Source organism: Mycobacterium asiaticum (assembly GCF_001673635.1).
Taxonomy (GTDB): Bacteria; Actinomycetota; Actinomycetes; order Mycobacteriales; family Mycobacteriaceae; genus Mycobacterium; species Mycobacterium asiaticum_C.
Genome location: NZ_LZMH01000008.1, coordinates 89,793 through 114,196 on the forward strand (window position 1 = coordinate 89,793; position 24,404 = coordinate 114,196).

The 24,404-nt window shown below is 67.9% G+C and carries 21 protein-coding genes and 1 tRNA gene; 15 read left to right on the top strand and 7 right to left on the bottom strand.

Translation table 11 applies throughout. The features are described from left to right. Window positions 1-39: 39 nt before the first annotated feature. Both glgB and A5645_RS02350 read right to left on the bottom strand, forming a co-directional pair. Window positions 40-2,235: a 1,4-alpha-glucan branching protein GlgB gene (glgB, locus tag A5645_RS02345; RefSeq protein WP_065128350.1), complete on the bottom strand. Its 2,196-nt coding sequence runs from the start codon at window positions 2,233-2,235 to the stop codon at window positions 40-42. Between the two features lie 6 nt (window positions 2,236-2,241). Beyond that, window positions 2,242-4,350 (bottom strand): alpha-1,4-glucan--maltose-1-phosphate maltosyltransferase, encoded by a 2,109-nt coding sequence (locus A5645_RS02350; RefSeq protein ID WP_065038530.1) that lies wholly within the window; start codon window positions 4,348-4,350, stop codon window positions 2,242-2,244. A gap of 260 nt (window positions 4,351-4,610) precedes the next feature. Between A5645_RS02350 and A5645_RS02355 the strand changes: the two genes are divergently transcribed. Further along, window positions 4,611-7,205 (top strand): glycosyltransferase family 1 protein, encoded by a 2,595-nt coding sequence (locus A5645_RS02355; RefSeq protein WP_065128351.1) that lies wholly within the window; start codon window positions 4,611-4,613, stop codon window positions 7,203-7,205. On the opposite strand, the gene A5645_RS02360 is transcribed toward A5645_RS02355, so the two are convergent. Together A5645_RS02360 and A5645_RS02365 are read right to left on the bottom strand one after the other, a co-directional pair. Continuing rightward, on the bottom strand, window positions 7,202-9,199 hold the full coding sequence (locus A5645_RS02360; protein WP_065128352.1) for an ATP-dependent DNA helicase: 1,998 nt from the start codon (window positions 9,197-9,199) through the stop codon (window positions 7,202-7,204). The two genes, A5645_RS02355 and A5645_RS02360, sit on opposite strands and share 4 nt — an antisense overlap. After that, window positions 9,200-10,498, bottom strand: a complete 1,299-nt coding sequence (locus A5645_RS02365) for a nicotinate phosphoribosyltransferase (protein WP_065128353.1) — start codon at window positions 10,496-10,498, stop codon at window positions 9,200-9,202. 54 nt (window positions 10,499-10,552) lie between these two features. Here A5645_RS02365 and clpS point away from each other — a divergent pair, with 54 nt between their 5' ends. The 8 genes from clpS to rdgB are packed head-to-tail and all read left to right on the top strand — an operon-like array spanning window position 10,553 to window position 16,313. Then, complete coding sequence (gene clpS / locus A5645_RS28025) at window positions 10,553-10,858, top strand: ATP-dependent Clp protease adapter ClpS (protein WP_036357929.1); 306 nt, start codon at window positions 10,553-10,555, stop codon at window positions 10,856-10,858. 25 nt (window positions 10,859-10,883) lie between these two features. Further along, the gene (gene aosR / locus A5645_RS02375; RefSeq protein ID WP_065038534.1) at window positions 10,884-11,489 is read left to right on the top strand and encodes an oxidative stress transcriptional regulator AosR; all 606 of its coding nucleotides are present in this window, start codon (window positions 10,884-10,886) and stop codon (window positions 11,487-11,489) included. Beyond that, window positions 11,486-12,520 carry a P1 family peptidase gene (locus A5645_RS02380; protein WP_065038535.1) on the top strand — a complete coding sequence of 345 codons (1,035 nt, stop codon included), beginning with the start codon at window positions 11,486-11,488 and terminating at the stop codon, window positions 12,518-12,520. Before aosR ends, A5645_RS02380 begins: the two co-directional genes overlap by 4 nt. Before the next feature lie 48 nt (window positions 12,521-12,568). Next, the gene (locus A5645_RS02385; RefSeq protein WP_065128354.1) at window positions 12,569-13,231 is read left to right on the top strand and encodes a rhomboid family intramembrane serine protease; all 663 of its coding nucleotides are present in this window, start codon (window positions 12,569-12,571) and stop codon (window positions 13,229-13,231) included. Continuing rightward, on the top strand, window positions 13,228-14,043 hold the full coding sequence (gene murI, locus A5645_RS02390) for a glutamate racemase (protein WP_065128355.1): 816 nt from the start codon (window positions 13,228-13,230) through the stop codon (window positions 14,041-14,043). The genes A5645_RS02385 and murI overlap by 4 nt, the downstream gene beginning before the upstream one ends. Window positions 14,044-14,065: 22 nt before the next feature. Then, window positions 14,066-14,890 carry a cyclic nucleotide-degrading phosphodiesterase gene (locus A5645_RS02395; RefSeq protein ID WP_081288110.1) on the top strand — a complete coding sequence of 275 codons (825 nt, stop codon included), beginning with the start codon at window positions 14,066-14,068 and terminating at the stop codon, window positions 14,888-14,890. A gap of 44 nt (window positions 14,891-14,934) precedes the next feature. After that, window positions 14,935-15,714: a ribonuclease PH gene (gene rph, locus A5645_RS02400; protein WP_065038539.1), complete on the top strand. Its 780-nt coding sequence runs from the start codon at window positions 14,935-14,937 to the stop codon at window positions 15,712-15,714. Then, window positions 15,711-16,313: an RdgB/HAM1 family non-canonical purine NTP pyrophosphatase gene (gene rdgB, locus A5645_RS02405; protein WP_065038540.1), complete on the top strand. Its 603-nt coding sequence runs from the start codon at window positions 15,711-15,713 to the stop codon at window positions 16,311-16,313. Before rph ends, rdgB begins: the two co-directional genes overlap by 4 nt. Before the next feature lies 1 nt (window position 16,314). Here rdgB and A5645_RS02410 read toward each other — a convergent pair whose 3' ends face one another. Beyond that, window positions 16,315-16,671 (bottom strand): DUF3817 domain-containing protein, encoded by a 357-nt coding sequence (locus tag A5645_RS02410; protein WP_065038541.1) that lies wholly within the window; start codon window positions 16,669-16,671, stop codon window positions 16,315-16,317. Further along, entirely contained in the window at window positions 16,668-17,060 is a 393-nt protein-coding gene (locus A5645_RS02415; protein ID WP_065128382.1) for a hypothetical protein, read from the bottom strand. Before A5645_RS02415 ends, A5645_RS02410 begins: the two co-directional genes overlap by 4 nt. A gap of 61 nt (window positions 17,061-17,121) precedes the next feature. On the opposite strand from A5645_RS02415, the gene A5645_RS02420 reads away from it, so the two are divergent. Beyond that, window positions 17,122-17,205 (top strand) — tRNA-Leu (locus A5645_RS02420). Between the two features lie 23 nt (window positions 17,206-17,228). Here A5645_RS02420 and A5645_RS02425 read toward each other — a convergent pair. Next, window positions 17,229-17,444 (bottom strand): DUF3072 domain-containing protein, encoded by a 216-nt coding sequence (locus A5645_RS02425; protein ID WP_065038542.1) that lies wholly within the window; start codon window positions 17,442-17,444, stop codon window positions 17,229-17,231. An 86-nt stretch (window positions 17,445-17,530) separates the two neighbouring features. Here A5645_RS02425 and A5645_RS02430 point away from each other — a divergent pair, with 86 nt between their 5' ends. The 5 genes from A5645_RS02430 to A5645_RS02450 all read left to right on the top strand — a co-directional run bounded on the left by A5645_RS02430 (window position 17,531) and on the right by A5645_RS02450 (window position 24,404). Then, entirely contained in the window at window positions 17,531-18,151 is a 621-nt protein-coding gene (locus A5645_RS02430; protein WP_065038575.1) for a TIGR03085 family metal-binding protein, read from the top strand. Between the two features lie 88 nt (window positions 18,152-18,239). Next, a complete protein-coding gene (locus tag A5645_RS02435) occupies window positions 18,240-18,953 on the top strand; it encodes a TetR family transcriptional regulator (RefSeq protein WP_065128356.1) in 714 nt (237 codons plus the stop codon). Next, window positions 18,953-21,541 (top strand): ABC transporter ATP-binding protein/permease, encoded by a 2,589-nt coding sequence (locus A5645_RS02440; RefSeq protein WP_065128357.1) that lies wholly within the window; start codon window positions 18,953-18,955, stop codon window positions 21,539-21,541. The genes A5645_RS02435 and A5645_RS02440 overlap by 1 nt, the downstream gene beginning before the upstream one ends. Continuing rightward, on the top strand, window positions 21,538-23,274 hold the full coding sequence (locus A5645_RS02445; protein WP_065128358.1) for an ABC transporter ATP-binding protein: 1,737 nt from the start codon (window positions 21,538-21,540) through the stop codon (window positions 23,272-23,274). Before A5645_RS02440 ends, A5645_RS02445 begins: the two co-directional genes overlap by 4 nt. A 53-nt stretch (window positions 23,275-23,327) precedes the next feature. Next, the gene (locus A5645_RS02450) at window positions 23,328-24,404 is read left to right on the top strand and encodes a phosphotransferase family protein (protein WP_065128359.1); all 1,077 of its coding nucleotides are present in this window, start codon (window positions 23,328-23,330) and stop codon (window positions 24,402-24,404) included.

Sequence of the window (24,404 nt, forward strand, 5' to 3'; positions counted from 1 at the left end):
GGGCTTTTGCGTCTGCTCGCGGGGAAAATCCGCGCGCGGCTACTCGGGTTCGAGCCAGATCGCCGAGTTGGGCGGTAGCACCATGACCGCCGACGCCGGCCGTCCGTGCCACGGCTCGTCGCTGGCGTTGACGCCCCCGAGGTTGCCCCGCCCGGAACCGTTGTAGATCGTCGCGTCGGTGTTGAGCACTTCTCGCCACCGGCCGGCCTGCGGCAGGCCCAACCGGTAGCCGCTGTGCTCGGCACCCGCGAAGTTGAACACGCAGGCCATCACCGAACCGTCGCTGCCATACCGCAGGAAGCTGAGCACGTTGTTGGCGGAGTCGTTGGCGTCGATCCAGGAATAACCCTCGGGAGTGGTGTCCTGGCTCCACAACGCCGAGTGGCTGGCGTAGATCCCGTTGATGTCGCGCACCAGCCGCAGGACACCGTTGGAGAATCCTTGCTCGTCGAGCTGCCACCAATCCAGGCCGCGTTCCTCGGACCATTCCGCACGCTGTCCGAACTCCTGCCCCATGAACAGCAATTGCTTGCCGGGGTGGGCCCACTGGTAGGCCAGCAGGTTGCGCAGGCCGGCCGCCTTGGTGTGATTGTCGCCCGGCATCCGCCCCCACAGGGTGCCCTTGCCGTGCACCACCTCGTCGTGGCTGAGCGGCAGCACATAATTCTCGCTGAACGCGTACAGCAGCGAAAAGGTCATCTCGTGGTGGTGATAGTTGCGATAGATCGGATCACGGCTGAGGTAATCCAGCGTGTCGTGCATCCAGCCCATGTTCCATTTCATTGAAAAGCCAAGGCCGCCGAGGTTGGTTGGCCTTGTCACGCCGGGCCAGGACGTCGATTCCTCGGCGATGGTGACGATGCCGGGCGCCACCTTGTGTGCCGTGGCGTTCATCTCCTGCAGGAACTGCACGGCCTCCAGGTTCTCCCGGCCGCCGTAGATGTTGGGTGTCCAACCGCCCTCCGGACGTGAGTAGTCCAGGTAGAGCATCGACGCGACCGCATCCACCCGCAGGCCGTCGATGTGGAACTCCTGCAGCCAGTACAAGGCGTTGGCCACCAGGAAATTGCGCACCTCCGGTCGACCGAAGTCGAAAACGTAGGTGCCCCAGTCCAGCTGCTCACCGCGCTTGGGGTCGGAATGCTCGTAGAGCGGGGTGCCGTCGAATCGGCCCAATGCCCAGGCGTCCTTGGGGAAGTGGGCGGGCACCCAGTCCACGATCACCCCGATACCGGCCTGGTGCAGCGCGTCCACCACGGCGCGGAACTCGTCGGGTGTGCCGAAACGCGACGAGGGCGCGTAGTACGACGTGACCTGGTATCCCCACGATCCACCGAAGGGGTGCTCGGCGACGGGCAGCAGTTCGACGTGCGTGAACCCTTGCTCGACAACGTATTCGGTGAGCTCGCGAGCGAGCTGCAGATAGCTCAGTCCGGGACGCCAGGAGCCGAGGTGGACCTCGAGGGTGCTCATCGGCTCGAACACCGGGTTACGGCTGGGGCGCTGCGTCATCCACTCGTCGTCGCTCCAGGTGTACTCGCTGACCATGACTCGCGAGGCCGTCTGGGGTGGCACTTCGGTGCCGAACGCGAACGGGTCGGCACGATCGGACACCACGCCGTCGGCGCCGTGCACCCGGAACTTGTACAGGCCGTTGACCGGAAAGTCCGGCCAGAACAATTCCCACACGCCCGAGGAGCCGAGCACGCGCATCGGGGCGTCGTTGCCCGTCCACCCGTTGAACTCGCCGATCAGGCTGACGCCCTTGGCGTTGGGCGCCCATACCGCGAATGACACCCCGTTGACCACGCCGTCGGGTGTGGTGAACGAACGCGGGTGCGCACCAAGGACTTCCCAGAGCCGTTCGTGCCGGCCCTCGGCGAACAGATGGAGGTCCACCTCGCCCAGTGTGGGCAGGAACCGGTAGGGGTCGGCGACGACATGCGGACCGGAACCCTCGTAGGCCACCTCGAGCCGGTAGTCGACCAGGTCGACAAACGGCAGCGCGACGGCGAAAAGTCCGGAATCGATGTGCTGCAAGGGATATCGGTCGCCACCGACCAGCGCTACAACGCTGGTCGCGTGGGGACGGAAAGCCCGGACGACAGTGTGGTCACCGTACTCGTGGGCGCCCAAAATGCCGTGCGGATTGTGATGAGCGCCCGCGGCGAGCGTGGCGACCTCGGCGGGGTCGGGTGCCAGATGAGTACTGGTCAGTTGATCGGCTTTATTCATTTTCCCTCACCTCCTGCGCAGCAGCCTGACGCGGGACTCTTCGGGTATGAGCGGCATGTTGACGATGTGGGCGACTGCACGCCCCGGGTCGATGCGGATGTAATTGCTCTGCCCCCATTGGTATTCCTCACCGGTGATCTCGTCGCGCACCCAGAACCGCTCGTAGGGCTCCCTGCCCAATGCCTCCATGTCCAGCCACAACATCGCCTCTTCGGGCCCGAATGCGTTGATCGTCACCACCACCAGGACGCAGTCTCCGGTGGCCGGGTCGAACTTGCTGTACGCCAGCAACGCGTCGTTGTCGATGCTGTGGAAGTGAATGTTGCGCAATTGCTGCAATGCCGGGTGTAGCCGGCGAATTTCGTTGAGCCGCTTGATGAACGGCTCCAGTGAGCGACCTTCGGCCAGCGCGCCCTCGAAGTCACGCGGGCGCAGTTCGTACTTCTCGGAGTCCAGGTACTCTTCGCTGCCCTCCCGCACCGCGCGGTGTTCGAACAGCTCGTACCCGGAGTACACCCCCCAGGCTGGGCTCATGGTGGCCGCCAGCACGGCGCGGATGGCGAACATGCCCGGGCCGTGATGCTGCAGCACCTCGTGCAGGATGTCCGGGGTGTTGACGAAGAGGTTCGGTGTGCGGAAGTCGGCGAGCCGGGCGATGTCGTTGCCGAATTCGGTCAGCTCCCATTTGGCCGTGCGCCAGGTGAAGTAACTGTAGGACTGGGTGAAGCCCAGCTTGGCCAGCCCGTACTGGCGAGCGGGCGGGGTGAAGGCCTCCGAGAGGAACAGCACGTCGGGATGAACGGCTTTCACCTGAGCGATCAACCAGGCCCAGAAGTTCGGCGGCTTGGTGTGCGGGTTGTCGACCCGAAAGAACTTGACGCCGTGGTCAATCCAGTGCAGCACCACGCGCAGCACCTCGTCGTAGAGGCCCGCGGGGTCGTTGTCGAAGTTGAGCGGATAGATGTCCTGATACTTCTTCGGCGGATTCTCCGCGTAGGCGATGGTGCCGTCCGGCAGCTCGGTGAACCAGTTGCGGTGGTCGCGGGCCCAGGGATGGTCCGGCGCACACTGCAGCGCCAGGTCCAGTGCCACCTCCATGCCCAGCTCGCGAGCGGCGGCGACGAAGTCGTCGAAGTCGTCGATCGTGCCCAGGCTCGGGTGGACGGCGTCATGGCCGCCGTCGGCGCTGCCGATCGCCCACGGGGATCCGACGTCACCCGGAGATGCGGTCGGATTGTTGTTGCGACCCTTGCGGTGCACCTCGCCGATCGGATGGATCGGCGGCAGATACACCACATCGAAGGCCATGTCGGCGATCCGGGGCAGCGCGGCCGCGGCGGTGGCGAAGGTGCCGTGCACCGGGTTCCCGTCGCCGTCCCAGCCGCCGGTGGACCGCGGGAACATCTCGTACCACGAGCCGAACCGGGCCAGCGGCCGGTCCACCCACACGCCGTACTGTTCGCCCCGCGTGACCAGCTCCCGCAGCGGGAACTGGTCGAGCAGTTCCTCGACTTCCGGGCTCAGCGCCAGCGCGGTGCGCGTCAGCGGATCGCCCGGGGTGCGCAGCGCCGTCGCGGCTTCCAGCAGCGGGTGGCGCAGTTGACGGGGCACGCCGGTGGCGGCGCGTTCGAACAGCGCGGCCCCCACCAGGAGGTCGTTGGAGAGCTCGTTCTCTCCTTGGCCAGCATCGAGCTTGGCGATCACCCCGTGGCGCCAACTGTGAATCGGGTCGCCCCAGCCGTCGACGCGAAACGTCCACAACCCGGCCCGGTCCGGGGTGAACTGTCCGTGGAAGACGTAGGGTTCCAAACCCTCCGTCATCGGCAACTGCAACGGCTTGACGCGTTGCTCGGCTGACTGGTCGGCCCTGGCGGGATCCGGCCGCCCGGCCAGTTCGGACTCGGCGGGCTGTACCGCCTTGAGCTTGCGCACCTCTGCGCCCTGGGGGTACCGCGTCCCCAGGAACCGCACCACCAGCGTGGCGGCCACGGCCTCGTGGCCTTCGCGCCAGACCGCCGCTCGGACCGGAATTACCTCACCGACCACCGCTTTCGCGGGATACGCACCGCAGGAGACAACGGGCTGAACGTCATCTATCTCGACACGACCGGGCACCGAATCACTCCATTTCGATTCCCGATTCCAACGCGGTCCGCATTGTCATCGGGGGTTTCGGGGTTTTCCTAGGCTTCTCACCCCAACCGGCTCCGCTGGCGTCATCGGGGTGTTCGTTCGTTAGGTCGATGTCTGCTCGCCTCCGTGCGCCCCATACCCACCCTAGTGTCCGGCTACACCGGGGGCGCCAAAAAGCCGTCTCCCTATGGGGTCGCTGTGGAACGCTGCACGCAGCGAAAACCGCAGTAACGTAGACGTGCGTGAAGGCCCTTCGTCGCTTTAACGTCCGTGCCCACCTTCCCGACCGTCTCGCCGCGCTGGACCAACTGTCGACGAACCTGCGCTGGTCCTGGGAGAAACCCACGCAGGACCTCTTCGCGAGCATCGACCCGGAGCTGTGGTCCAACTGCGGCAAGGATCCGGTGGCGGTGCTCGGCGCCGTCAAACCCGCTCGCCTCGACGAGCTGGCGATGGACGAGGACTTCCTGCGGCGCCTCGACGAACTCGCGGCCGATCTGAACGACTATCTGACCCGTCCGCTGTGGTATCAGCAGCAGGAGGCCGCGGGCGTCGCGATGCCCACCGGGATTGCGTACTTCTCGATGGAGTTCGGCATCGCCGAGGTGTTGCCCAACTACTCCGGTGGACTGGGAATCCTGGCCGGCGACCATCTGAAGGCCGCATCCGATCTCGGGTTGCCGTTGATCGCCGTGGGCCTGTACTACCGCTCAGGATATTTCCGCCAGTCGCTGACCGCCGACGGCTGGCAGCAGGAGACGTACCCCTCGTTGGACCCGCAGGGCCTGCCGTTGCGCCTGCTCACCGACGGCGTCGGCGATCCGGTGCTCGTCGAGCTGGCGCTGCCGGACTCCGCCCGGCTGCGGGCGCGCGTCTGGGTGGCGCAGGTGGGTCGGGTGCCATTGCTTTTGCTGGACTCCGATGTGCCGGAAAACGAACACGAGCTGCGCAGCGTCACCGACCGCCTCTACGGCGGAGACCAGGAACACCGAATCAAGCAGGAGATCCTGGCCGGCATCGGTGGGGTGCGGGCGATCCGGGCGTTCACCGCCATCGAGGGGCGCCCGGCGCCCGAGGTGTTCCACATGAACGAAGGCCACGCCGGATTCCTCGGCGCCGAACGCATCCGCGAACTGGTCACCGGTGCCGGCCTGGATTACGACACCGCGTTGACGGTGGTGCGATCGAGCACCGTGTTCACCACCCACACCCCGGTGCCCGCGGGCATCGACCGCTTCCCGGTGGAGATGGTGCAGCGCTACTTCGACGACGAGGGCGCCAGCGTCGCCACCCTGCTGCCCGGTGTTCCCACCGCACGGATCCTCGCCCTGGGCGCCGAGGACGACCCGACCAAGTTCAACATGGCGCACATGGGGTTGCGGTTGGCGCAGCGGGCCAATGGTGTCTCGCTGCTGCATGGCCGGGTGAGCCGGGTGATGTTCAACGAGTTGTGGCCGGGCTTCGACCCGGAGGAGGTGCCGATCGGGTCGATCACCAACGGTGTGCACGCGCGCACCTGGGCGGCGCCGCAGTGGCTGCAGCTGGGCCGTGAGTTGGCCGGGTCCGACTCGTTCAGCGAGCCGGCCGTGTGGCTGCGGTTGCAGCAGGTCGATCCGGGCCATTTGTGGTGGATTCGCTCGCAGCTGCGGGCCCTCCTGGTCGAGGACGTGCGGGCCCGGCTGCACCGGTCGTGGCTGGCGCGCGGCGCGTCAGAGGCCGAATTAGGTTGGATTAAAACGGCTTTTGACCCCAACGCGTTGACCATCGGGTTCGCCCGACGGGTGCCGACGTACAAGCGCCTGACCCTGATGCTGCGCGACCCGGAGCGGCTCGAGCGGTTGCTGCTCGACCCGGAACGGCCGATTCAGCTGATCGTCGCCGGAAAGTCACACCCGGCCGACGACGGCGGAAAAGCGTTGATCCAGCAGGTCGTCCGTTTCGCCGACCGCCCCGAGGTGCGCCACCGCATCGCTTTCCTGCCCGACTACGACATGTCCATGGCCCGGCTGCTCTATTGGGGCTGCGACGTCTGGCTGAACAACCCGCTGCGGCCGCTGGAAGCCTGCGGCACGTCGGGAATGAAGAGCGCGCTCAATGGCGGCCTGAACTTGTCCATCCGCGACGGTTGGTGGGACGAGTGGTACGACGGCGAGAACGGTTGGGAGATCCCGTCGGCCGACGGTGTCGCCGACGACAACCGGCGCGACGACCTGGAGGCCAACGGGTTGTACAACCTGCTGGAGCAGGCGGTGGCCCCGAAGTTCTACGAGCGTGACGAGCAGGGCGTGCCGCCGCGCTGGATCGAGATGGTGCGGCACACCCTGCAAACGCTGGGTCCGAAGGTGCTGGCCTCCCGGATGGTCACCGACTACGTCGAGCGCTACTACCTGCCGGCGGCTGAGTCGCTGCGCAAGACAATCGGGGCGCTGACGGGTGGGCACGAGTTCGATGCGGCCCGCGAACTGGCGGCCTACCGCCGCCGCGTGCACGAGGCGTGGCCCAAGATCGACATCACCGACGTGGACAGCACGGGACTGCCCGACACCCCGCTGCTGGGATCGAAGCTGACACTCACCGCGACCGTGCAACTGGCCGGTCTGGCGCCCGACGAAGTGACCGTGCAGGCGGTGCTGGGTCGCGTCGACGCCGGCGACGAGTTGCTCGATCCGATCACCGTGGAGATGTCTTATGCGGGGAGCGCCGAAGGGGGCAACCAAGTCTTTTCGGCGACGACGCCGCTGCCGCTGGCCGGAGCGCTCGGGTACACCGTGCGGGTGCTGCCCCGGCATCCGATGCTGGCCGGCAGCAACGAACTCGGGCTGGTCACGCTGGCTTAGCCAGCCCCGGTGGTGCCGGCGGGCCCCCGCGCCAACCGGGTGAGTGCCGCGCGGACCTGCTCTGGGTTGGTCGTGGGCCAGAACGGCGGCAGGGATGCTCGCAGGTATTCGCCGTACCGGGCGGTGGCCATCCGCGAATCAAGCACCGCGACCACGCCCCGGTCGGAGACGCGACGCAACAGCCGGCCCGACCCCTGCGCCAGCAGCAGCGCCGCATGGCTGGCCGCCACCGCCATGAAGCCGTTGCCCCCGCGGGCCGCCACCGCCCGCTGGCGAGCGCTGAGCAGCGGATCGTCGGGCCGGGGGAACGGGATCCGGTCGATCAGCACCAACGACAACGACGGGCCCGGGACGTCGACGCCCTGCCACAACGACAGCGTGCCGAACAACGACGTCGCCGGGTCCTCGGCGAACTGCTCGACCAAGGCTGACGTGCTGTCGTCGCCCTGACACAGCACCGGCGTGGACAATCGCTCCCGCATGGCCTCGGCGGTCGCGCGAGCCGCCCGCATCGACGAGAAGAGTCCCAGCGTCCGGCCGCCGGCCGCGGTGACGAGTTCGGCGATCTCGGTCAGTTGTTCGGCCGAGCCCACGCCGTCGCGGCCGGGCGGCGGCAGATGCGCGGCCACGTACAGGATTCCGGACTTGGCGTGCTGGAACGGCGAACCGACATCCAGGCCCCGCCACTGCTGGGCGTCGCCGCTCAGCCCCCACGCCTCGGCCATCGCGTCGAACGTCCCACCGACCGTCAGCGTCGCCGAGGTCAACACCGTCGTCGACCGGGCGAAGACGTGACTGGCCAGCAGGGCGGCCACCGACAACGGGGCGACCCGCAGCACCGCGCGCGGTGAGCCGCGGTTGTCCTCGTGGTCGAGCCAGACGATGTCGGTGCGGTCCGGGATGGCCGGTCCGAACGAATCGAGGATCCGCGCGGCCGTATCGGAGATCTCGATCAGTGCCGCGGCCGCTTCGGCGCGCGCCGCGGCGGCCCGGGCATCACTGGTGCTCTCGATCGCCGAGCGGGCGGCGTTGGCCGCGTCGCGCAGCGCGGTCAGATAGGTCGCCAGCTCGTCGTCGAGGTAGTCGATGCGGCCAGGCTGCGCATCGTGGATCGCCGACGAGAACGTCGCCGCGGCGGCTTCCAGTCGCTCGACCAACTCCGGGCTCACCAGCCGCGTTATCCGGCGCGCCGCAACGCCCAAATTCGCCGACGTGAGTTCCGCGGTTGCCACCGAAGTCACCCGGTCGGTCAGTTCATGGGCCTCGTCGACGACCAGATACTCGTGTTCGGGCAACACCGCGGAGTCGGATACGGCATCGATGGCCAGCAGCGCATGATTGGTGACGACCACATCGGCGCCACCGGCACGCGCGCGTGCGCGCTCCGAAAAGCATTCGGCGCCAAAGGAACAGCGGGCAACACCGATGCACTCCCGCGCCGAGACGCTGACCTGCGACCAGGATCGGTCCGGCACACCGGGCTTGAGGTCGTCGCGGTCACCGGACTCGGTGCTCGACGCCCATTCGGTGAGGCGCTGCACGTCGCGACCCAACGCGCTCACCGCCATCGGGTTGAACAGTTCCTCCTGGGGCCGGTCGTCGGCGTCCTCGGCTCCGCCACCGTTGTGAGTCTTGTTCAAGCACAGGTAGTTTCGTCGTCCCTTGAGTAGGGCGAAGGTCGGCCGGCGGGGCAGGACGCCGGCCAGCGAGTCGGCCAGGCGGGGCAGATCCCGGTCAACGAGTTGGCGTTGCAGCGCGATCGTGGCCGTCGAGACGACCACGGGCGTGTCCTCGCTGACCGCCCGGACGATGGAAGGGATCAGGTAAGCCAGGGACTTACCGGTGCCGGTGCCGGCCTGCACGACCAGGTGCTCACCCGTCTCGAAGGCCTGGGCGACCGCGGACGCCATCTCCACCTGGCCCTGACGCTCACTGCCGCCCAGCGCGGTGACCGCGACAGCCAGCAGATCGGGTACTGAATCGCTCACAGGCAGTCAGGTCGGGACGACTTGGGTCGGGATTGCGGGTTCACCGGGCGACAGACGCAGCCCCTCCCACGGCAGGCTGCGCAACCCAGACGCGACCAGTTCGCGCGCCGCGGTCAGGTCCGGTTCGGCGACCGCCTGCCCGGCGCGGACCAACGGCGTGGTCAACACCCGGTGCGTGTCGATGTCCGCCGGCGGGCGCCCCGCCGGATGCACCACCTCCTCGGTGACGATTCCGGTCTGCCGTGCCAAGCGCAGCGCCGCTTTGCGGCCGCCGCGCGACTCCTTCTGACTGCTGCGCTTCTGCACCGGAATGCCGTCCACCTCAACCAATTTGTAGACCATGCTCGCCGTCGGCGCGCCCGATCCGGTGACCAGTGCGGTGCCCACCCCGTAGCTGTCCACCGGCGCCGCCTGCAGCCCTGCGATCGACATCTCGTCGAGATCGCTCGACACCACGATGCGGGTGCCGGTCGCACCGAGCTCGTCGAGCTGGGTGCGGACCTGGCGCGTCATCTCCACTAGGTCACCGGAGTCGATCCGCACCGCTCCGAGCTCCGGCCCTCCGGCGGCCACGGCGTTGGCCACCCCCTCGGTGATGTCGTAGGTGTCGACGAGCAGCGTGGTGCCGGTGCCCAGCGCCGCGACCTGGCCCCGGAAAGCGGCGAGTTCATCGGGCCCCGCTTTGGTGGTGTGCACCATGGTGAAGGCGTGCGCGGCCGTGCCCACCGCGGGAATGCCATATCGCCGCTGCGCTTCGAGGTTGGACGTGCCCGCGAAGCCGGCCACATAGGCGGCCCGCGCCGCGGCGACCGCGGCCTGCTCGTGCGTGCGGCGCGACCCCATGTCGATCAGCTCGCGGCCCTCGGCCGCATGGACCATGCGGGCCGCGGCCGACGCGATCGCCGCGTCGTGGTTGAAGATCGACAGCACCAGCGTTTCCAGCAGCACGCATTCGGCGAAGGTGCCGTGCACCGAGAGCACGGGCGAATAGGGGAAGAACAGCTCGCCCTCGGCGTAGCCGTCGATGTCGCCGCGGAAGCGAAAGTCGCGCAGGTAATCGACCGTCTCGGAGTCGAGAAACTCCGCCAGCAGATCGCACGCGACGTCATCAAATCTGAACTGCGGCAACGTCTCCAGCAAACGGCCGGTGCCGGCCACCACCCCGTAGCGCCGGCCCGGCGGCAGTCTGCGGGCGAACATCTCCCAGCTGGTCTGCCGATGCGCGGTGCCGTCCCGCAGCGCCGCCGCCAGCATCGTCAACTCGTATTTGTCGGTCAGCAGGCCTGCCAAGACCGGGGCGTTCACATTGCCACGGTATCGGCTGGCCGCAACGGAGTCCTGGCTCGGTATCCTTGCTCCATGGTTGTAGCGATAGCGCCGGCCAAGCCAGGCAGTACCGGACAACGCGAATCCGCGCCGGTCGAGGCTACGACGAGCCCATGGGTCACCATCGTGTGGGACGACCCGGTCAACCTCATGACGTACGTGACCTATGTGTTCCAGAAGTTGTTCGGTTACAGCGAACCGCACGCGACGAAGCTGATGCTGCAGGTGCACAACGAAGGAAAGGCCGTGGTGTCCTCGGGCAGCAGAGAGTCGATGGAAGCTGACGTGTCCAAGCTGCATGCCGCCGGTTTGTGGGCGACGATGCAGCAGGACAGCTGAGATACCCAGGCAGCCGGAAGCCATCGTGCGGAAATGGAAGCGCGTCGAAACCCGTAGCGGCCCCAGATTTCGGTCCTCGCTGGCCCCGCACGAGTCAGCCCTGCTGAAGAATCTCGTCGGCGCGATGGTCGGGTTACTCGACGAGCGGCAGGCGACCTCGCCGTCGGACGAACTCGAGGAGATCACCGGCATAAAGACCGGTCATTCGGAGCGCCCAGGTGATCCGACGCTCGGGCGGCTGCTGCCGGACTTCTACCGACGTGATGACTCAAACCCGACCAACTCGTCCGACCCGATGTCGCTGCAGGAATCCGAAGCGCTGAACGCGGCGCTGCGAAGCCTGCACGAGCCCGAGATCATCGACGCCAAACGCGTTGCCGCGCAGCGCTTGCTCGACACCGTCCCGGCCAACGGCGGCAGGTTCGAGCTGACGGAAGAGAGTGCCAACGCCTGGATCTCGGCCGTCAACGACCTGCGCCTGACGTTGGGCGTGATGCTCGACATCGGTCCGCAGGGGCCGGAACGGTTGCCGGCCGACCACCCGCTGGCGGCGCACTTCGATGTGTACCAGTGGTTGACCGTGTTGCAGGAATACCTGGTGCTGGTGCTGATGGGAAAGCCGGCGGGATGAACTGCATCACCGACGTCGGCGGGATCCGCGTCGGACACCACCACAAGCTGGACGCGGATGCGTCGCTCGGCAGCGGCTGGGCGTCTGGCGTCACGGTGGTGCTGCCACCGCCGGGAACCGTTGCCGCGGTCGACTGCCGCGGCGGTGCGCCGGGAACCCGGGAAACCGATCTGCTCGACCCGGTCAACAGCGTGCGCTACGTGGATGCCGTGCTGCTGGCCGGGGGCAGTGCCTTCGGCCTGGCCGCCGCCGACGGCATCATGCGCTGGCTGGAAGAGCGGCAGCGCGGGGTCGCGATGAGCGGCGGAGTCGTGCCGATCGTGCCGGGAGCGGTGATCTTCGATCTGCCGGTAGGCGGCTGGGATTGCCGGCCCACCGCCGAGTTCGGCTATGCGGCATGCGAGGCGGCCGGCACAGACGTGGCGGTCGGCACGGTCGGCGCCGGGGTCGGGGCACGGGCCGGGGTGCTCAAGGGCGGCGTCGGGACGGCGTCGGTCACCCTCGCGTCCGGCGTCACGGTCGGGGCGCTGGTCATCGTGAACGCCGCCGGTGACGCGGTGGACCCGAACACCGGGCTGCCCTGGATGGCCGAATTGGCCACCGAGTTCGAGCTGAGGCCGCCGCCGCCCGAACAGGTCGCGGCGCTGGCGCAACTGCCGTCCCCGCTGAGCTCGCTGAACACCACCATCGCGGTGGTGGCCACCGACGCCGCCCTGAGCCCGGCGGCGTGCCGACGGGTCGCCATCGCCGCGCACGACGGGCTGGCCCGCACGCTGCGCCCGGCGCACACGCCGCTGGACGGTGACACCGTGTTCGCGCTGGCCACCGGGGCGGTCGAAGTGCCGCCGGCGGCGGACACGCCCGCGGCGATGTCTCCGGAGACCGGACTGCTCACCGCGGTGGGTGCGGCCGCCGCCGACTGCCTGGCCCGCGCCGTGCTCGGCGGGGTAGTGGCCGCGGAGTCGGTGGCCGGGGTGCCCACCTATCGGGACGTGCTGCCCGGCGCGTTCGCCGATACGGGTGATCGTTAACCAGGCCGGTAGCCTGGATAATGCCGAAAACGCTCTGGAAGGGCAGCCATGGGCAGGAAAGATCGCACCCCGGTGGCGGAGACGAAGAAGCCGCGCTGGGCGGTGGGGGCGACCACCATCATCACCTTCGTCGCGCTGCTCTATGTCGTCGAACTGATCGATCAGCTCAGCGGTGATCGGCTCGACCGCAACGGCATCCGACCGCTGACTACCGACGGCCTGTGGGGAATCGTGTTTGCCCCGCTGCTGCACGCGAACTGGCAGCACCTGATCGCCAACACCATCCCCATGCTGGTGCTCGGTTTTCTGATGACGCTGGCCGGGCTGTCCCGGTTCGTCTGGGCGACGGCGATCGTCTGGATCCTGGGCGGCTTCGGCACTTGGCTGATCGGCAACGTCGGTAGTAGCTGCGGCCCGACCGACCACATCGGGGCGTCCGGGCTGATCTTCGGCTGGCTGTCATTCCTGCTGGTGTTCGGGATTTTCGTGCGCCGCGTGTGGGACATCATCATCGGGTTGGCGGTGCTGTTCGTCTACGGGGGCGTACTGCTGGGTGCCTTGCCGCGGCTGGGCATGTGCGGCGGCGTGTCCTGGCAGGGCCACCTGTGTGGTGCGCTGGCCGGCGTGGTGGCCGCCTATCTGCTGTCCGCCCCCGAGCGCAAGGCGCGCGAGCTGAAGAGGGCGGGCAAGCCGTTGCCGCGCAGAACATGAGCTCGCCGCTTTCGCCCGTCGGGATCTTCGACTCCGGCGTCGGCGGGTTGACCGTCGCGCGGGCCATCATCGACCAGCTGCCCGACGAGGACATCATCTACGTCGGCGACACCGGCAACGGCCCTTACGGCCCACTGCCCATCCCGGAGATCCGCGCCCACGCGTTGGCCATCGGTGACGATCTGGTCGACAGGGGAGTCAAGGCACTCGTCATCGCCTGCAACTCGGCGTCGGCCGCATGCCTGCGGGACGCACGCGAACGCTACGACGTGCCCGTCGTCGAAGTGATCCTGCCCGCGGTGCGCCGCGCGGTGGCCGCCACCCGCAACGGCCGCATCGGCGTGATCGGCACCCGCGCCACCATCACCTCGCACGCTTACCAGGACGCCTTTGCCGCCGCCCGCGACACGGAGATCACCGCGGTGGCCTGCCCGCGGTTCGTCGACTTCGTCGAACGCGGCGTCACCAGCGGTCGGCAGGTGCTGGGTCTGGCCGAGGGCTACCTGGAGCCCTTGCAGCGCGCCGAGGTCGACACTTTGGTCCTGGGCTGCACGCACTACCCGCTGTTGTCCGGGCTCATCCAACTGGTGATGGGGGAGGACGTCACGCTGGTCTCCAGCGCAGAGGAAACAGCCAAGCAAGTGCTGCGGGTGCTCACCGAGTTGGATCTGCTGCGCCCTCACGGTGGCCCCCCGGCGGCCCGAGTGTTCGAAGCCACCGGCGACCCCGAAGCGTTCACCAAACTCGCGACCCGATTCCTCGGGCCCGCCGTCGTCGGCGTTGAACCCGCGGGCGCCACGCACGTTCATTAGATATGCCCATGTTTATGACGGAATGCGGCGATGTTTTCCCCATCGCGGTATTTGGCATGGCACAGTGGTCTCCGTGCGCATAACCGTGCTCGGATGCTCCGGGAGCGTCGTGGGTCCGGATTCGCCCGCGTCGGGATATCTGCTTCGGGCTCCGGGGACGCCGCCCCTCGTGATCGATTTCGGCGGGGGTGTACTGGGGGCGTTGCAGCGGCACGCCGATCCGGGCTCGGTCAACGTGTTGTTGTCGCATCTGCACGCCGACCACTGCCTGGATGTTCCGGGGTTGTTCGTCTGGCGCCGATACCACCCGACCGCGCGACCAACGGGCAAGGCGCTGCTGTACGGCCCGAGCGACACCTGGTCGCGGTTGGGTGCGGCGTCGTCACCGTATGGCGGCGAGATCGACGATTGCTCGGACATCTTCGACGTGCGGCACTGGGTTGACGGTGAGCCGGTGACATTCGGCGAGATCACGGTGCTGCCCCGGGTCGTCGCGCACCCGACCGAGTCTTTCGGCATGCGGTTCACCGATCCGACCGGAGCGACGCTGGTCTACAGCGGCGACACCGGCGAGTGCGATCAGCTCATCGAACTTGCTCGCGGCGCCGACGTCTTTCTCTGCGAGGCGTCCTGGCCGCACTCACCGAAGCACCCGCCCGCTCTGCACTTGTCCGGTACCGAGGCCGGCCGGGCCGCGGCGCGGGCCGGTGTCCGCGAGTTGCTGCTCACGCACATCCCGCCCTGGACGTCGCGCGAGGATGTGATCAGCGAGGCCAAGGCCGAGTTCGACGGCCCGGTGCATGCGGTAGTGCCCGACGAGACGTTCGAGGTCCGCCGCGCCAGTTAGCGGTCTAGATCGGGCGGCTTCGGTCGCAAGTTAGGGTTGTCGGCGTGTCGAAACGAGAAGACGGCCGCCGTGACGACGAGCTTCGCCAGGTGGTCATCACCCGGGGGTTCACCGAAAATCCAGCGGGTTCGGTGCTGATCGAATTCGGTCGCACCAAGGTGTTGTGCACCGCGAGCGTCACCGAGGGCGTGCCGCGCTGGCGGAAGGGTTCGGGTCTGGGCTGGCTGACCGCGGAATACGCGATGCTGCCGTCGGCGACCCACACTCGTTCCGACCGCGAATCGGTGAAAGGCCGGCCCAGCGGCCGCACCCAGGAGATCAGTCGGCTGGTGGGCCGATCGCTGCGGGCATGCATCGACCTGGCCGCGCTCGGGGAAAACACCATCGCCGTCGACTGCGACGTGCTGCAGGCCGACGGCGGCACCCGTACCGCGGCGATCACCGGCGCTTACGTGGCGCTGGCCGACGCGGTCACCTACCTGGCCGCCGCCGGCAAGTTGTCCGACCCCCGGCCGCTGTCCTGTGCCATCGCCGCGATCAGCGTGGGCGTGGTCGACGGCAGGATCCGCGCCGACCTGCCCTACGAGGAGGACTCGCGCGCCGAAGTCGACATGAACGTGGTCGCCACCGACACCGGGACCCTGGTGGAGGTGCAGGGCACCGGCGAGGGGGCGACGTTCCCGCGCTCGACCCTGGACAAGCTGCTCGACGTGGCACTCAAAGCCTGCGACGAGCTGTTCGCCGCCCAGCGTGAAGCGTTGGCGCTGCCCTACCCGGGTGAGCTGCCGGAGGGGCCGCCGCAGCCGAAGGCGTTCGGAAGCTGAATCGGGTACTGGTCGCCAGCCGCAACCGCAAGAAGCTGGCCGAACTGCAGCGCGTCTTGGACGGCGCCGGTCTGTTGGGGGTGACGCTGGTGTCCTTGGACGACGTGCCGGCATTCGCCGAGGCACCCGAGACGGGCGCGACCTTCGAGGAGAACGCGCTGGCCAAGGCGCGGGACGCGTTCGCCGCCACCGGCCTGCCGAGCGTCGCCGACGACTCGGGACTGACGGTCGCCGCGCTCAACGGGATGCCCGGGGTGTTGTCGGCGCGGTGGTCGGGACGGCACGGCGACGACGCCGCCAACACCGAGCTGCTGTTGGCTCAGTTGTCCGACGTGCCCGACGGGCGGCGCGGCGCGGCGTTCGTATCGGCCTGCGCACTGGTCTCCGATGCCGAACAGGTGGTGGTTCGTGGTGAGTGGCGCGGCACGATCGGGCGTGCGCCGCGCGGCGACGGCGGCTTCGGCTACGACCCTATTTTTGTGCCCAACGGCGAGCAGCGGACCGCGGCCGAACTGACCCCAGCGGAAAAGGACGCGGTGTCACACCGCGGACGCGCCCTGGCGCTGTTGCTGCCCGCCCTGCGCGCGCTGGCGCACTGATTCACAAGTCGAAGCGCGCCTTGATGTCCTTGGTCTGACGGTGCTCGACGATGATGCCCAACAGCGGGACCGTACCGGCCAGCAGCACGCCGATTGTCTTGCCGATCGGCCAGCGAACTTTGATCGCCAGATTGAACGCCGCGATCACATAGACGAAGTACACCCAGCCGTGAACGACTTCGATCCACCGGATCTCGCGGTGATAGACCAAGTGCGACACGATCTCCCCGCACAGTGCGATCAGCCAGATGCCCGTCGCCCACGCCATCACGCGGTAGGCGAGCAGCGCGGTCCGGATCTTTTCGATCGGGAACACCGACGCGCTGCGTTCGGTGTCGGGTGTCTCGGGTGCACTCATGCGGTGGTCCTGTTCTGCTTTTCGGCGTCGTTCTTGGCGAGCTCGGCCAGGTATGCGTTGTACTCGCGCAGGGCGGGATCATCGGCTTGCTGTTGGGCGGGCCGCGGCCGCTCGGGCAGCAGCCCGGGCGGGATCTCGGTGGCCGCCTCGCGGTTCTGCGGCTCGGGCGGCGCCTGCTCGTAGCGAACGAAATTCCGGTAGGCGTACACGCAGAACCCGGCGAACAGCGGCCACTGCAGCGCGTAACCCAGGTTCTGGTAGGTGCCTGATACCGACTGGAATCGGGTCCACTGCCACCAGCCCAATGCCAGGCAACCGCACGCCGCAACGACCACCAGAATGATCGCCGCGACGCGACGGTGGCGTCGTAGCGGGGCGGGGGTGGACACACCATGACGGTACCGCGCGGTGGTCAAGCGGTTGTCGTGCGCGCGTAGGATCGCTAGTCGCGCGGGCGTGATGAAATTGGCAGACATGCCGGCTTTAGGTGCCGGTGCTCGAAAGAGCGTGTGGGTTCGAGTCCCTCCGCCCGCACCGATAGCCGGGGCTAGCCGGGCCTAATGGGCACCCCTGCCCGTCTGCTGCTGCAGCTCGTCGATCAACTCCGACGCCTGCGCCTTCGTCAGATCGTCCGGAACGTCCCGACCGGCTTCCTGCGCCAAAGTGCTCACATAGCTGCGCTGCGGGCCCGTCATCGGCTCGTCGCCGGTCACCCAATTGGACGGGTCCTTCTCGGGGTTTTCCTGCGGGGCTGGTTGCGCGTTGCTACTCATAACAGCGCGGATAGCCATCGCACATACATTCGAAACATCTGGTGTGCGGCACGATGGTGGTCGAAGCCCGAACGATTGGAGACGAAGTGTCCGTTGCACGACGTGAGCGCGCCGCACTGGTGGAGACGATGCTTGCCGCGGGCCCCGATGCGCCCACCCTGTGCGAGGGGTGGCGCACCCGCGACCTGGCGGCCCATCTGGTGATCAGGGAGCACCGCATCGACGCGGGACCGGGCATCCTCATTCCCTTCTTCGCCGGCCACACCGAGAAGTTGCAGAACAAGGTCGCCGAGAACACTGACTGGGAGGAGTTGGTGGGCAAGATCGCGGCCGGTCCGCCCGTCTACTCGCCATTCAAACTCCTCGACCCGGTCGCCAATGTCGCCGAAATGTTCATCCATCACGAGGACGTGCGCCGCGCCGGAACCGACTGGGAGCCAAGGGAACTCGAACCCAAACTGGTCGCCGGGCTACAGCGGACGCTGGGACTGATGGGGCGGCTGACGCTGACGAAGGTGCCGGGTCGCGTCGCGCTGCGCACCACCGACGGCAAGACGGTGCTGATCGCCGGTCAGGGCCCCGCCGTCACGGTGACCGGTCCGCCCGAGGAGTTGCTGTTGTTTGCGGTCGGCAGGACGGCCCGGGTTGACTTCGACGGTGACGAGCAGGCGATCACCGACGTGCAGAACGCACCCAAGAGTCTCTAGCGGGACAGCGCCCGACCAGCCCGTTTGACGGCGTGTAAGGTAACCCTTAGTTTACGGGGGTAACTAACTGCGTCGAGGGGTCAGCCGGGTGAAAACCATTGCTCAGCGCACCGGCGGCCGTCCGGCGCTCATCGCGCTCGAAGACGTGCTGCGGGTGGGCCGCGAGCTGGGTATGGCGCGCCTCAGCATCAACGCCGTCGCCGGCCGGCTCGGCGTTTCGGCCACCGCCCTGTACCGTCACGTCGAAAGTCGTTGGGCGCTTGAGCGATTGATCGGTGAAAGTCTGCTGGCCGAGCTCGAGCTGACGGACGACCCGGACGAGAACCTCGAGCAGCACCTGCTTTCGTTCGGGCTGCAGCTGTGGAGCTTCACCGTCGAGCACCCCGGCCTGGCGTCCTATATGCAGGTGTTGTTCCCGCGCGGCGACACCGGCATGGGGTTGCTGATCGCGGAGGTCGAGGCGCTGAACCGCCGCGGGTACGGCAAGGACGCGGCCATTGTGCTGGCCAGTGCCGTGGCCACGCTGGCGATCAGCCTGGCCGCCCGTGAGGAAAACAAGGTCAGCACTACCGGCGGTGAACAGGCCGACCGGTTCGCGCAGGAGCGGGATGCCGCCAATCGGCGGCTGGCCGATGACGAACGACTAGGGGCGGCCCACCTCGGCCTGCCCGAACTGTCGAGATCGCAATACGTGCGGCTGTTGCTGGCCGCGTCGATTCGGGGCCTGGTCGGGGAAATCCCGCCGGGCCGCCCGATCATGGAAGTCGTGGCGGCCCACGCCGGCGCGGGAGAGGATCGTTGATGGCACGCGGGTTCTCGGGTGCGATGCTCAAAGGCTTCGGTGCACGCGACCACACGGCGACGGTGACCGAAACCGTAATGCTCGCACCGCATTTCGTCCGGATCAGGATGGAGTCCCCGACGCTGTTCGAGGACACCGAGGCGGAACCGGCCGCTTGGCTGCGGTTCTGGTTCCCGGATCCGAAGGGCTCCAAGACCGAATTCCAGCGCGGATACACGCTTTCCGAGGCTGACCCGGCGAGTGGACGCTTCGCGGTCGACGTGGTGCTGCACGAACCCGCCGGCCCAGCCTCGACGTGGGCGAGGACCGTTCAGCCGGGCGCCACCATCGCCGTCACGTCGCTGATGGGCTCCACCCGCTTCGACCCGCCCGACGAGCAGCCCGCAGGCTATCTGCTGATCGGCGACTCCGCCTCGATCCCCGGCATGAACGGCATCATCGGAACCGTCCCGAAGGACGTGCCGATTGAGATGTATCTCGAGCAGCATGACGACAACGACACCCTGATCCCCATCGCCGAGCACCCCCGCCTACGGGTGCATTGGGTCACCCGGCGCGACGACAAGTCGTTGGCCGACGCAATCGAAACCCGTGACTGGTCCAACTGGTATGCCTGGGCCACCCCGGAAGCCAACACGCTCAAGCACGTTCGTAAACGGCTCCGGGACGCATTCGGGTTCCCCAAGTCCGAGGTTCATGCGCAGGCGTACTGGAGCGCAGGCAAGGAAATGGGCACCCGCCGCGGCGAAGAGCCCGACGCCGCCGACCAGCCCGGTGACGAACAGCCGGAAATCGTTGCCGCACAGACCGAGTCAGCCTCCTCGGTTCCGGCCGCCCGCGGCAGCTGGCGTGCGCAGGCGGCGGGCCAGTTGCTGGCGCCCCTGCGCTCGGCGCTGATCATCTCCGGGGTGCTGCAAGCCGTCATCACGCTGGTGCAGCTGGCGCCGTTCGTGCTGCTGGTCGAATTGGCGCGGTTGCTGATCTCAGGCGCCGACGAGTCCCGGCTGTGGAACCTGGGCATCGCGGCCGTCTCGCTGCTGGGATTGGGCACCCTGCTCGGTGCCGCACTGACTCTCTGGCTTCATATCGTCGACGCGCGATTCGCCAGCGAGTTGCGGTCGCGGTTGTTGGGCAAGCTATCTCGTCTGCCGCTGGGCTGGTTCACCGCACGCGGATCTGGCTCCATCAAGCAACTGGTCCAGGACGACACCCTCGCGCTGCACTACCTGGTCACCCACGCCATTCCGGACGCGGTCAACGCCGCCGTCGCGCCGGTGGCGGTGTTGTTGTACCTGTTCGTCGTCGACTGGCGGGTAGCGCTCGTGCTGTTCGGGCCGGTCCTCGTTTACCTGATGACGTCGTCGGCTCTGATGGTGCAGTCCGGCCCGCGTATCGCCCAGTCCCAGCGCTGGGCCGAGAAAATGGGTACCGAAGCCGGTGCCTACCTGGAAGGTCAACCGGTGATCCGCGTATTCGGCGGGGCCGCCGCGTCGACATTCCGTCGCCGTCTGGACGAATACATCGGATTCCTTGTTGCCTGGCAGCGTCCGCTGGCTGGCAAGAAGACCATGATGGACCTGGCCACGCGTCCGTCCACCTTCCTGTGGCTCATCGTCACGGCCGGCACCCTGCTGGTGGTGACGCACCGGATGGACCCGGTGGATCTGCTTCCGTTCCTGTTGCTGGGCACCACCTTCGGGACCCGCTTGCTTGGTATCGGCTACGGGATCGCCGGCATTCGCGGTGGCACGCTGGCCGCCCGGCGCCTCCAAATCGCGCTCGCCGAGCCCGAACTCGAGGTCGAGGACCGTCCTCGCGAACCCTCCGATGCCGCTACGGTCGTCTTCGACCACGTGAGCTTCGCCTACCGCCCCGGTGTCCCGGTGATCCGCGATGTCTCGCTGCAGCTGCGACCGGGCACCGTCACCGCGCTCGTGGGTCCGTCGGGTTCCGGTAAGTCCACGCTGGCCGCCCTGCTGGCCCGGTTCCACGACATCCAGCAAGGCTCGATCCGGGTGGGCGGACAGGACATTCGGACCCTGACGGCCGACGAGCTGTACACCCGCGTCGGTTTCGTGTTGCAGGAGACCCAACTCGTGCACGGCACCGTCGCGGAGAACATCGCGCTCGCCGTGCCCGATGCCACCCTGGCGCAAATCCAGGATGCCGCCCGCGAGGCGCAGATCCACGACCGAATCCTGCGTCTGCCCAACGGCTACGACACAATCCTGGGTGCCAGCGCCGCACTCTCGGGCGGGGAGAAGCAACGACTGACCATCGCCCGTGCGATCCTGGCCGACACGCCGGTGCTGATCCTCGACGAGGCCACCGCATACGCCGACCCGGAATCGGAATACCTTGTGCAGCAAGCGCTCAACCGACTCACCAGAGACCGGACCGTCCTGGTGATCGCGCACCGGTTGCACACCATCACCGGCGCCGACCAGATCGTCGTGCTCGACCACGGGCGCATTGCCGAGCGCGGCACCCACGACGAACTGCTGGCCGCCGACGGCCGCTACCGCCGACTCTGGGAGACCGGACAACCCGTGTCCGCATCGATCGCAGGACAGGGGGCCGCTCGATGATCCGCACCTGGATCGGCCTGGTGCCGGCGGACCGCCGCGCCAAAGTGCTGCGCTATGCCGTGCTCACCTTCCTCTCGGTGGTGGTGCGCGCGGTGGGCACCGTGCTGCTCGTCCCGCTGGTGGGCGCCCTGTTCAGCGACTCGCCGCACCGGGCGCTGGTGTGGCTGGGCTGGCTCACCGCCGCGACCGTGCTCGGCTGGGTCATCGACACCGCCACGGCCAGAATCGGTTTCGATCTGGGATTCGCCGTGTTGGACCACACCCAGCACGACATCGCCGACCGGCTGCCCGAAGTGCGGCTGGAGTGGTTCACCGCCGAGAACACCGCGACCGCGCGGCAGGCGATCGCCTCGACCGGGCCCGAGTTGGTCGGGTTGGTGGTCAACCTGCTGACGCCGCTGCTCAGCGCGGTGCTGCTACCCGCGGTGATCGCACTGGTCCTGTTGCCGATCTCCTGGCAGCTGGGCGCGGCCGCGCTGGCCGGTGTGCCGTTGCTGCTCGGGGCGCTTTGGGCATCGGTGCGCCTGTCGCGCCGGGCCGATGCCGCGGCGGGGGAGGCCAACAGCGCACTGACCGAACGCATCATCGAGTTCGCCCGCACCCAGCAGGCGTTGCGCGCCGCACGGCGCGTCGAGCCGGCCCGCAGCCTGGTCGGCGACGCGCTCAGCGCGCAGCACAGCGCGACGATGCGACTGCTGGGCATGCAGATCCCGGGTCAGTTATTGTTCAGCATCGCCAGCCAACTGGCGCTGATCCTGTTGGCCGGCGTCACCACGGCGCTGACGGTCGGCGGTACGCTCTCGGTGTCCGAGGCTGTTGCGTTGATCGTGGTGATGGCCCGCTACCTCGAGCCGTTCGTCACCGTGAGCGAGCTGGCGCCGGCACTGGAAACCGTACGCGCCACACTCGACCGCATCCGGTCGGTGCTGACCGCGCCGGCCCTGGGCGCCGGAGCGGCCGCCCTGCGCGACCCCTCCGCGGCGCCGCGCATCGAATTCGACGACGTCTCTTTCGCTTACGACGGTGGCGCACCGGTGCTGGACCAGGTCAGCTTCTCGTTGCAGCCGGGCACCGCGACCGCGATCGTCGGGCCGTCCGGATCCGGCAAGAGCACCATCCTTGCGCTGATCGCCGGACTGCACCAGCCGACCAGTGGCCGGGTGCTCATCGACGGAGTGGACGCCACCACGCTGGACGCGGGTGCCCGTCAGCGCGCCAGCAGCGTCGTCTTCCAGCACCCGTACCTCTTCCACGGCACGATCCGGGAAAATGTCCTGGCCGGTGACCCGGAAGCCGACGACGAGCGGTTCGCGCGGGCAGTCCGCCTGGCCCGCGTCGACGAGCTCACCGGCAGATTGCCCGACGGGGTGGATACCGTTGTGGGCGAAGCGGGCTCGGCCCTGTCCGGGGGGGAACGCCAACGGGTCAGTATCGCGCGCGCCCTGCTGAAGGGCGCACCGACCCTGCTCGTCGACGAAGCGACCAGCGCCCTGGACAACGAGAACGAGGTGGCGGTGGTCGAGGCCCTGACGGCCGACCCGCACTCGCACACCCGGGTGATCGTGGCGCACCGGCTGGCCAGCATCCGGCACGCCGACCGGGTGCTGTTCCTGGAGAACGGTCGGGTGGTCGAGGATGGCGGCGTCGACGAGTTACTCGGTGCCGGTGGCCGTTTCAGCGAGTTCTGGCAACAGCAGCACGAGGCCGCGGACTGGCGGATCCTGGCCGAATAGGTCCGCCGCAGGGGCATGCCGGTAGCTCATGCCGTATGTCTTACAGTTGTGACATGAGTGCCTTGTTGTCCATTCCGCGGTACCCCGCCGACGTCACGCCCGAGTGGCTGTCGGCGGCGCTGAGCCACCGGGGTACCCCGGTCGAGGTGTCACAGGCCGACGTCGTGGCTATCGGTACCGGACAAACCGGGGCCACCTACCGGGTGACGGCCACCTACCGCACCGATCAGGGCGATCTCCCGCAGACTTTCGTGATCAAGTTGCCGGCCCAGGACGATGCGGTCCGGGACCGCGTCGTCTTCGGCTACCGCAGTGAATGCGCGTTCTACACTTCGGTGGCCGACCGGGTAAGGGTGCCGGTACCCGACTGTTTTTATTGCGAAATCACCGATGATGCAATGGAATACGCGCTGTTACTGGCTGATCAGGCGCCCGCGGTACAGGGCGATCAGCTCGCCGGCTGTGGTGAGCAGGAGGCGCGGCTGGCGGTGACGGCGCTGGCCGGCCTGCACGGGCCCAGCTGGTGCGATCCGGTGTGGCTGGATCTGCCGGGCATCGCCTTCGGGCGTCCCGACGAGGATTCCGCCAAGGGCCTCGGTGACGTGGCGCAGATGAGCGCCGGCATCACCCTGGACAAGCTGGGTGACCGGATGACCGCACAGGACCGTGAGACTTTCACCACCACAATGGCCTTGGTGACACCGTGGTTGCTTGCCGAGCGGGACCGCTTCGCGCTTCTGCACGGCGACTACCGGCTGGACAACCTGTTGTTCGATCCCGATCACACCCGGGTGAGCGTGGTGGACTGGCAGACCCTCGGCATCGGGCTGCCGGGGAGGGATCTGGCATATTTCGCGGCGACCAGCCTCGATTCCGAGCTACGCAAGGCCATCGAGGCAGAGCTCGTCGATGATTACCACCGAGCCCTGGTCGGACACGGCGTCACCGATTATGACCGCGAAACCTGTTGGCGTGATTACCGCCTCGGTATGCCGCACACCGTGCTGATATCGGCGCTGGGCTTCGCCTTTGCGACCGCCACCGAGCGTGGCGACGACATGGTGCTGACCATGCTGCGACGGGGGTGTGAGGCAATTCGCGACTTGGGCACGCTGGATCTGATCGGTTGA

Bases quoted from the DNA above. Each gene is read 5' to 3' on its own strand.
- glgB (WP_065128350.1), bottom strand. From the start codon at position 2,235: ATGAATAAAGCCGATCAACTGACCAGTACTCATCTGGCACCCGACCCC.
- clpS (WP_036357929.1), top strand. From the start codon at position 10,553: ATGGTTGTAGCGATAGCGCCGGCCAAGCCAGGCAGTACCGGACAACGC.
- A5645_RS02380 (WP_065038535.1), top strand. From the start codon at position 11,486: ATGAACTGCATCACCGACGTCGGCGGGATCCGCGTCGGACACCACCAC.
- A5645_RS02385 (WP_065128354.1), top strand. From the start codon at position 12,569: ATGGGCAGGAAAGATCGCACCCCGGTGGCGGAGACGAAGAAGCCGCGC.
- murI (WP_065128355.1), top strand. From the start codon at position 13,228: ATGAGCTCGCCGCTTTCGCCCGTCGGGATCTTCGACTCCGGCGTCGGC.
- A5645_RS02395 (WP_081288110.1), top strand. From the start codon at position 14,066: ATGCGGCGATGTTTTCCCCATCGCGGTATTTGGCATGGCACAGTGGTC.
- A5645_RS02410 (WP_065038541.1), bottom strand. From the start codon at position 16,671: ATGAGTGCACCCGAGACACCCGACACCGAACGCAGCGCGTCGGTGTTC.
- A5645_RS02425 (WP_065038542.1), bottom strand. From the start codon at position 17,444: ATGAGTAGCAACGCGCAACCAGCCCCGCAGGAAAACCCCGAGAAGGAC.
- A5645_RS02440 (WP_065128357.1), top strand. From the start codon at position 18,953: ATGGCACGCGGGTTCTCGGGTGCGATGCTCAAAGGCTTCGGTGCACGC.
- A5645_RS02445 (WP_065128358.1), top strand. From the start codon at position 21,538: ATGATCCGCACCTGGATCGGCCTGGTGCCGGCGGACCGCCGCGCCAAA.
- A5645_RS02450 (WP_065128359.1), top strand. From the start codon at position 23,328: ATGAGTGCCTTGTTGTCCATTCCGCGGTACCCCGCCGACGTCACGCCC.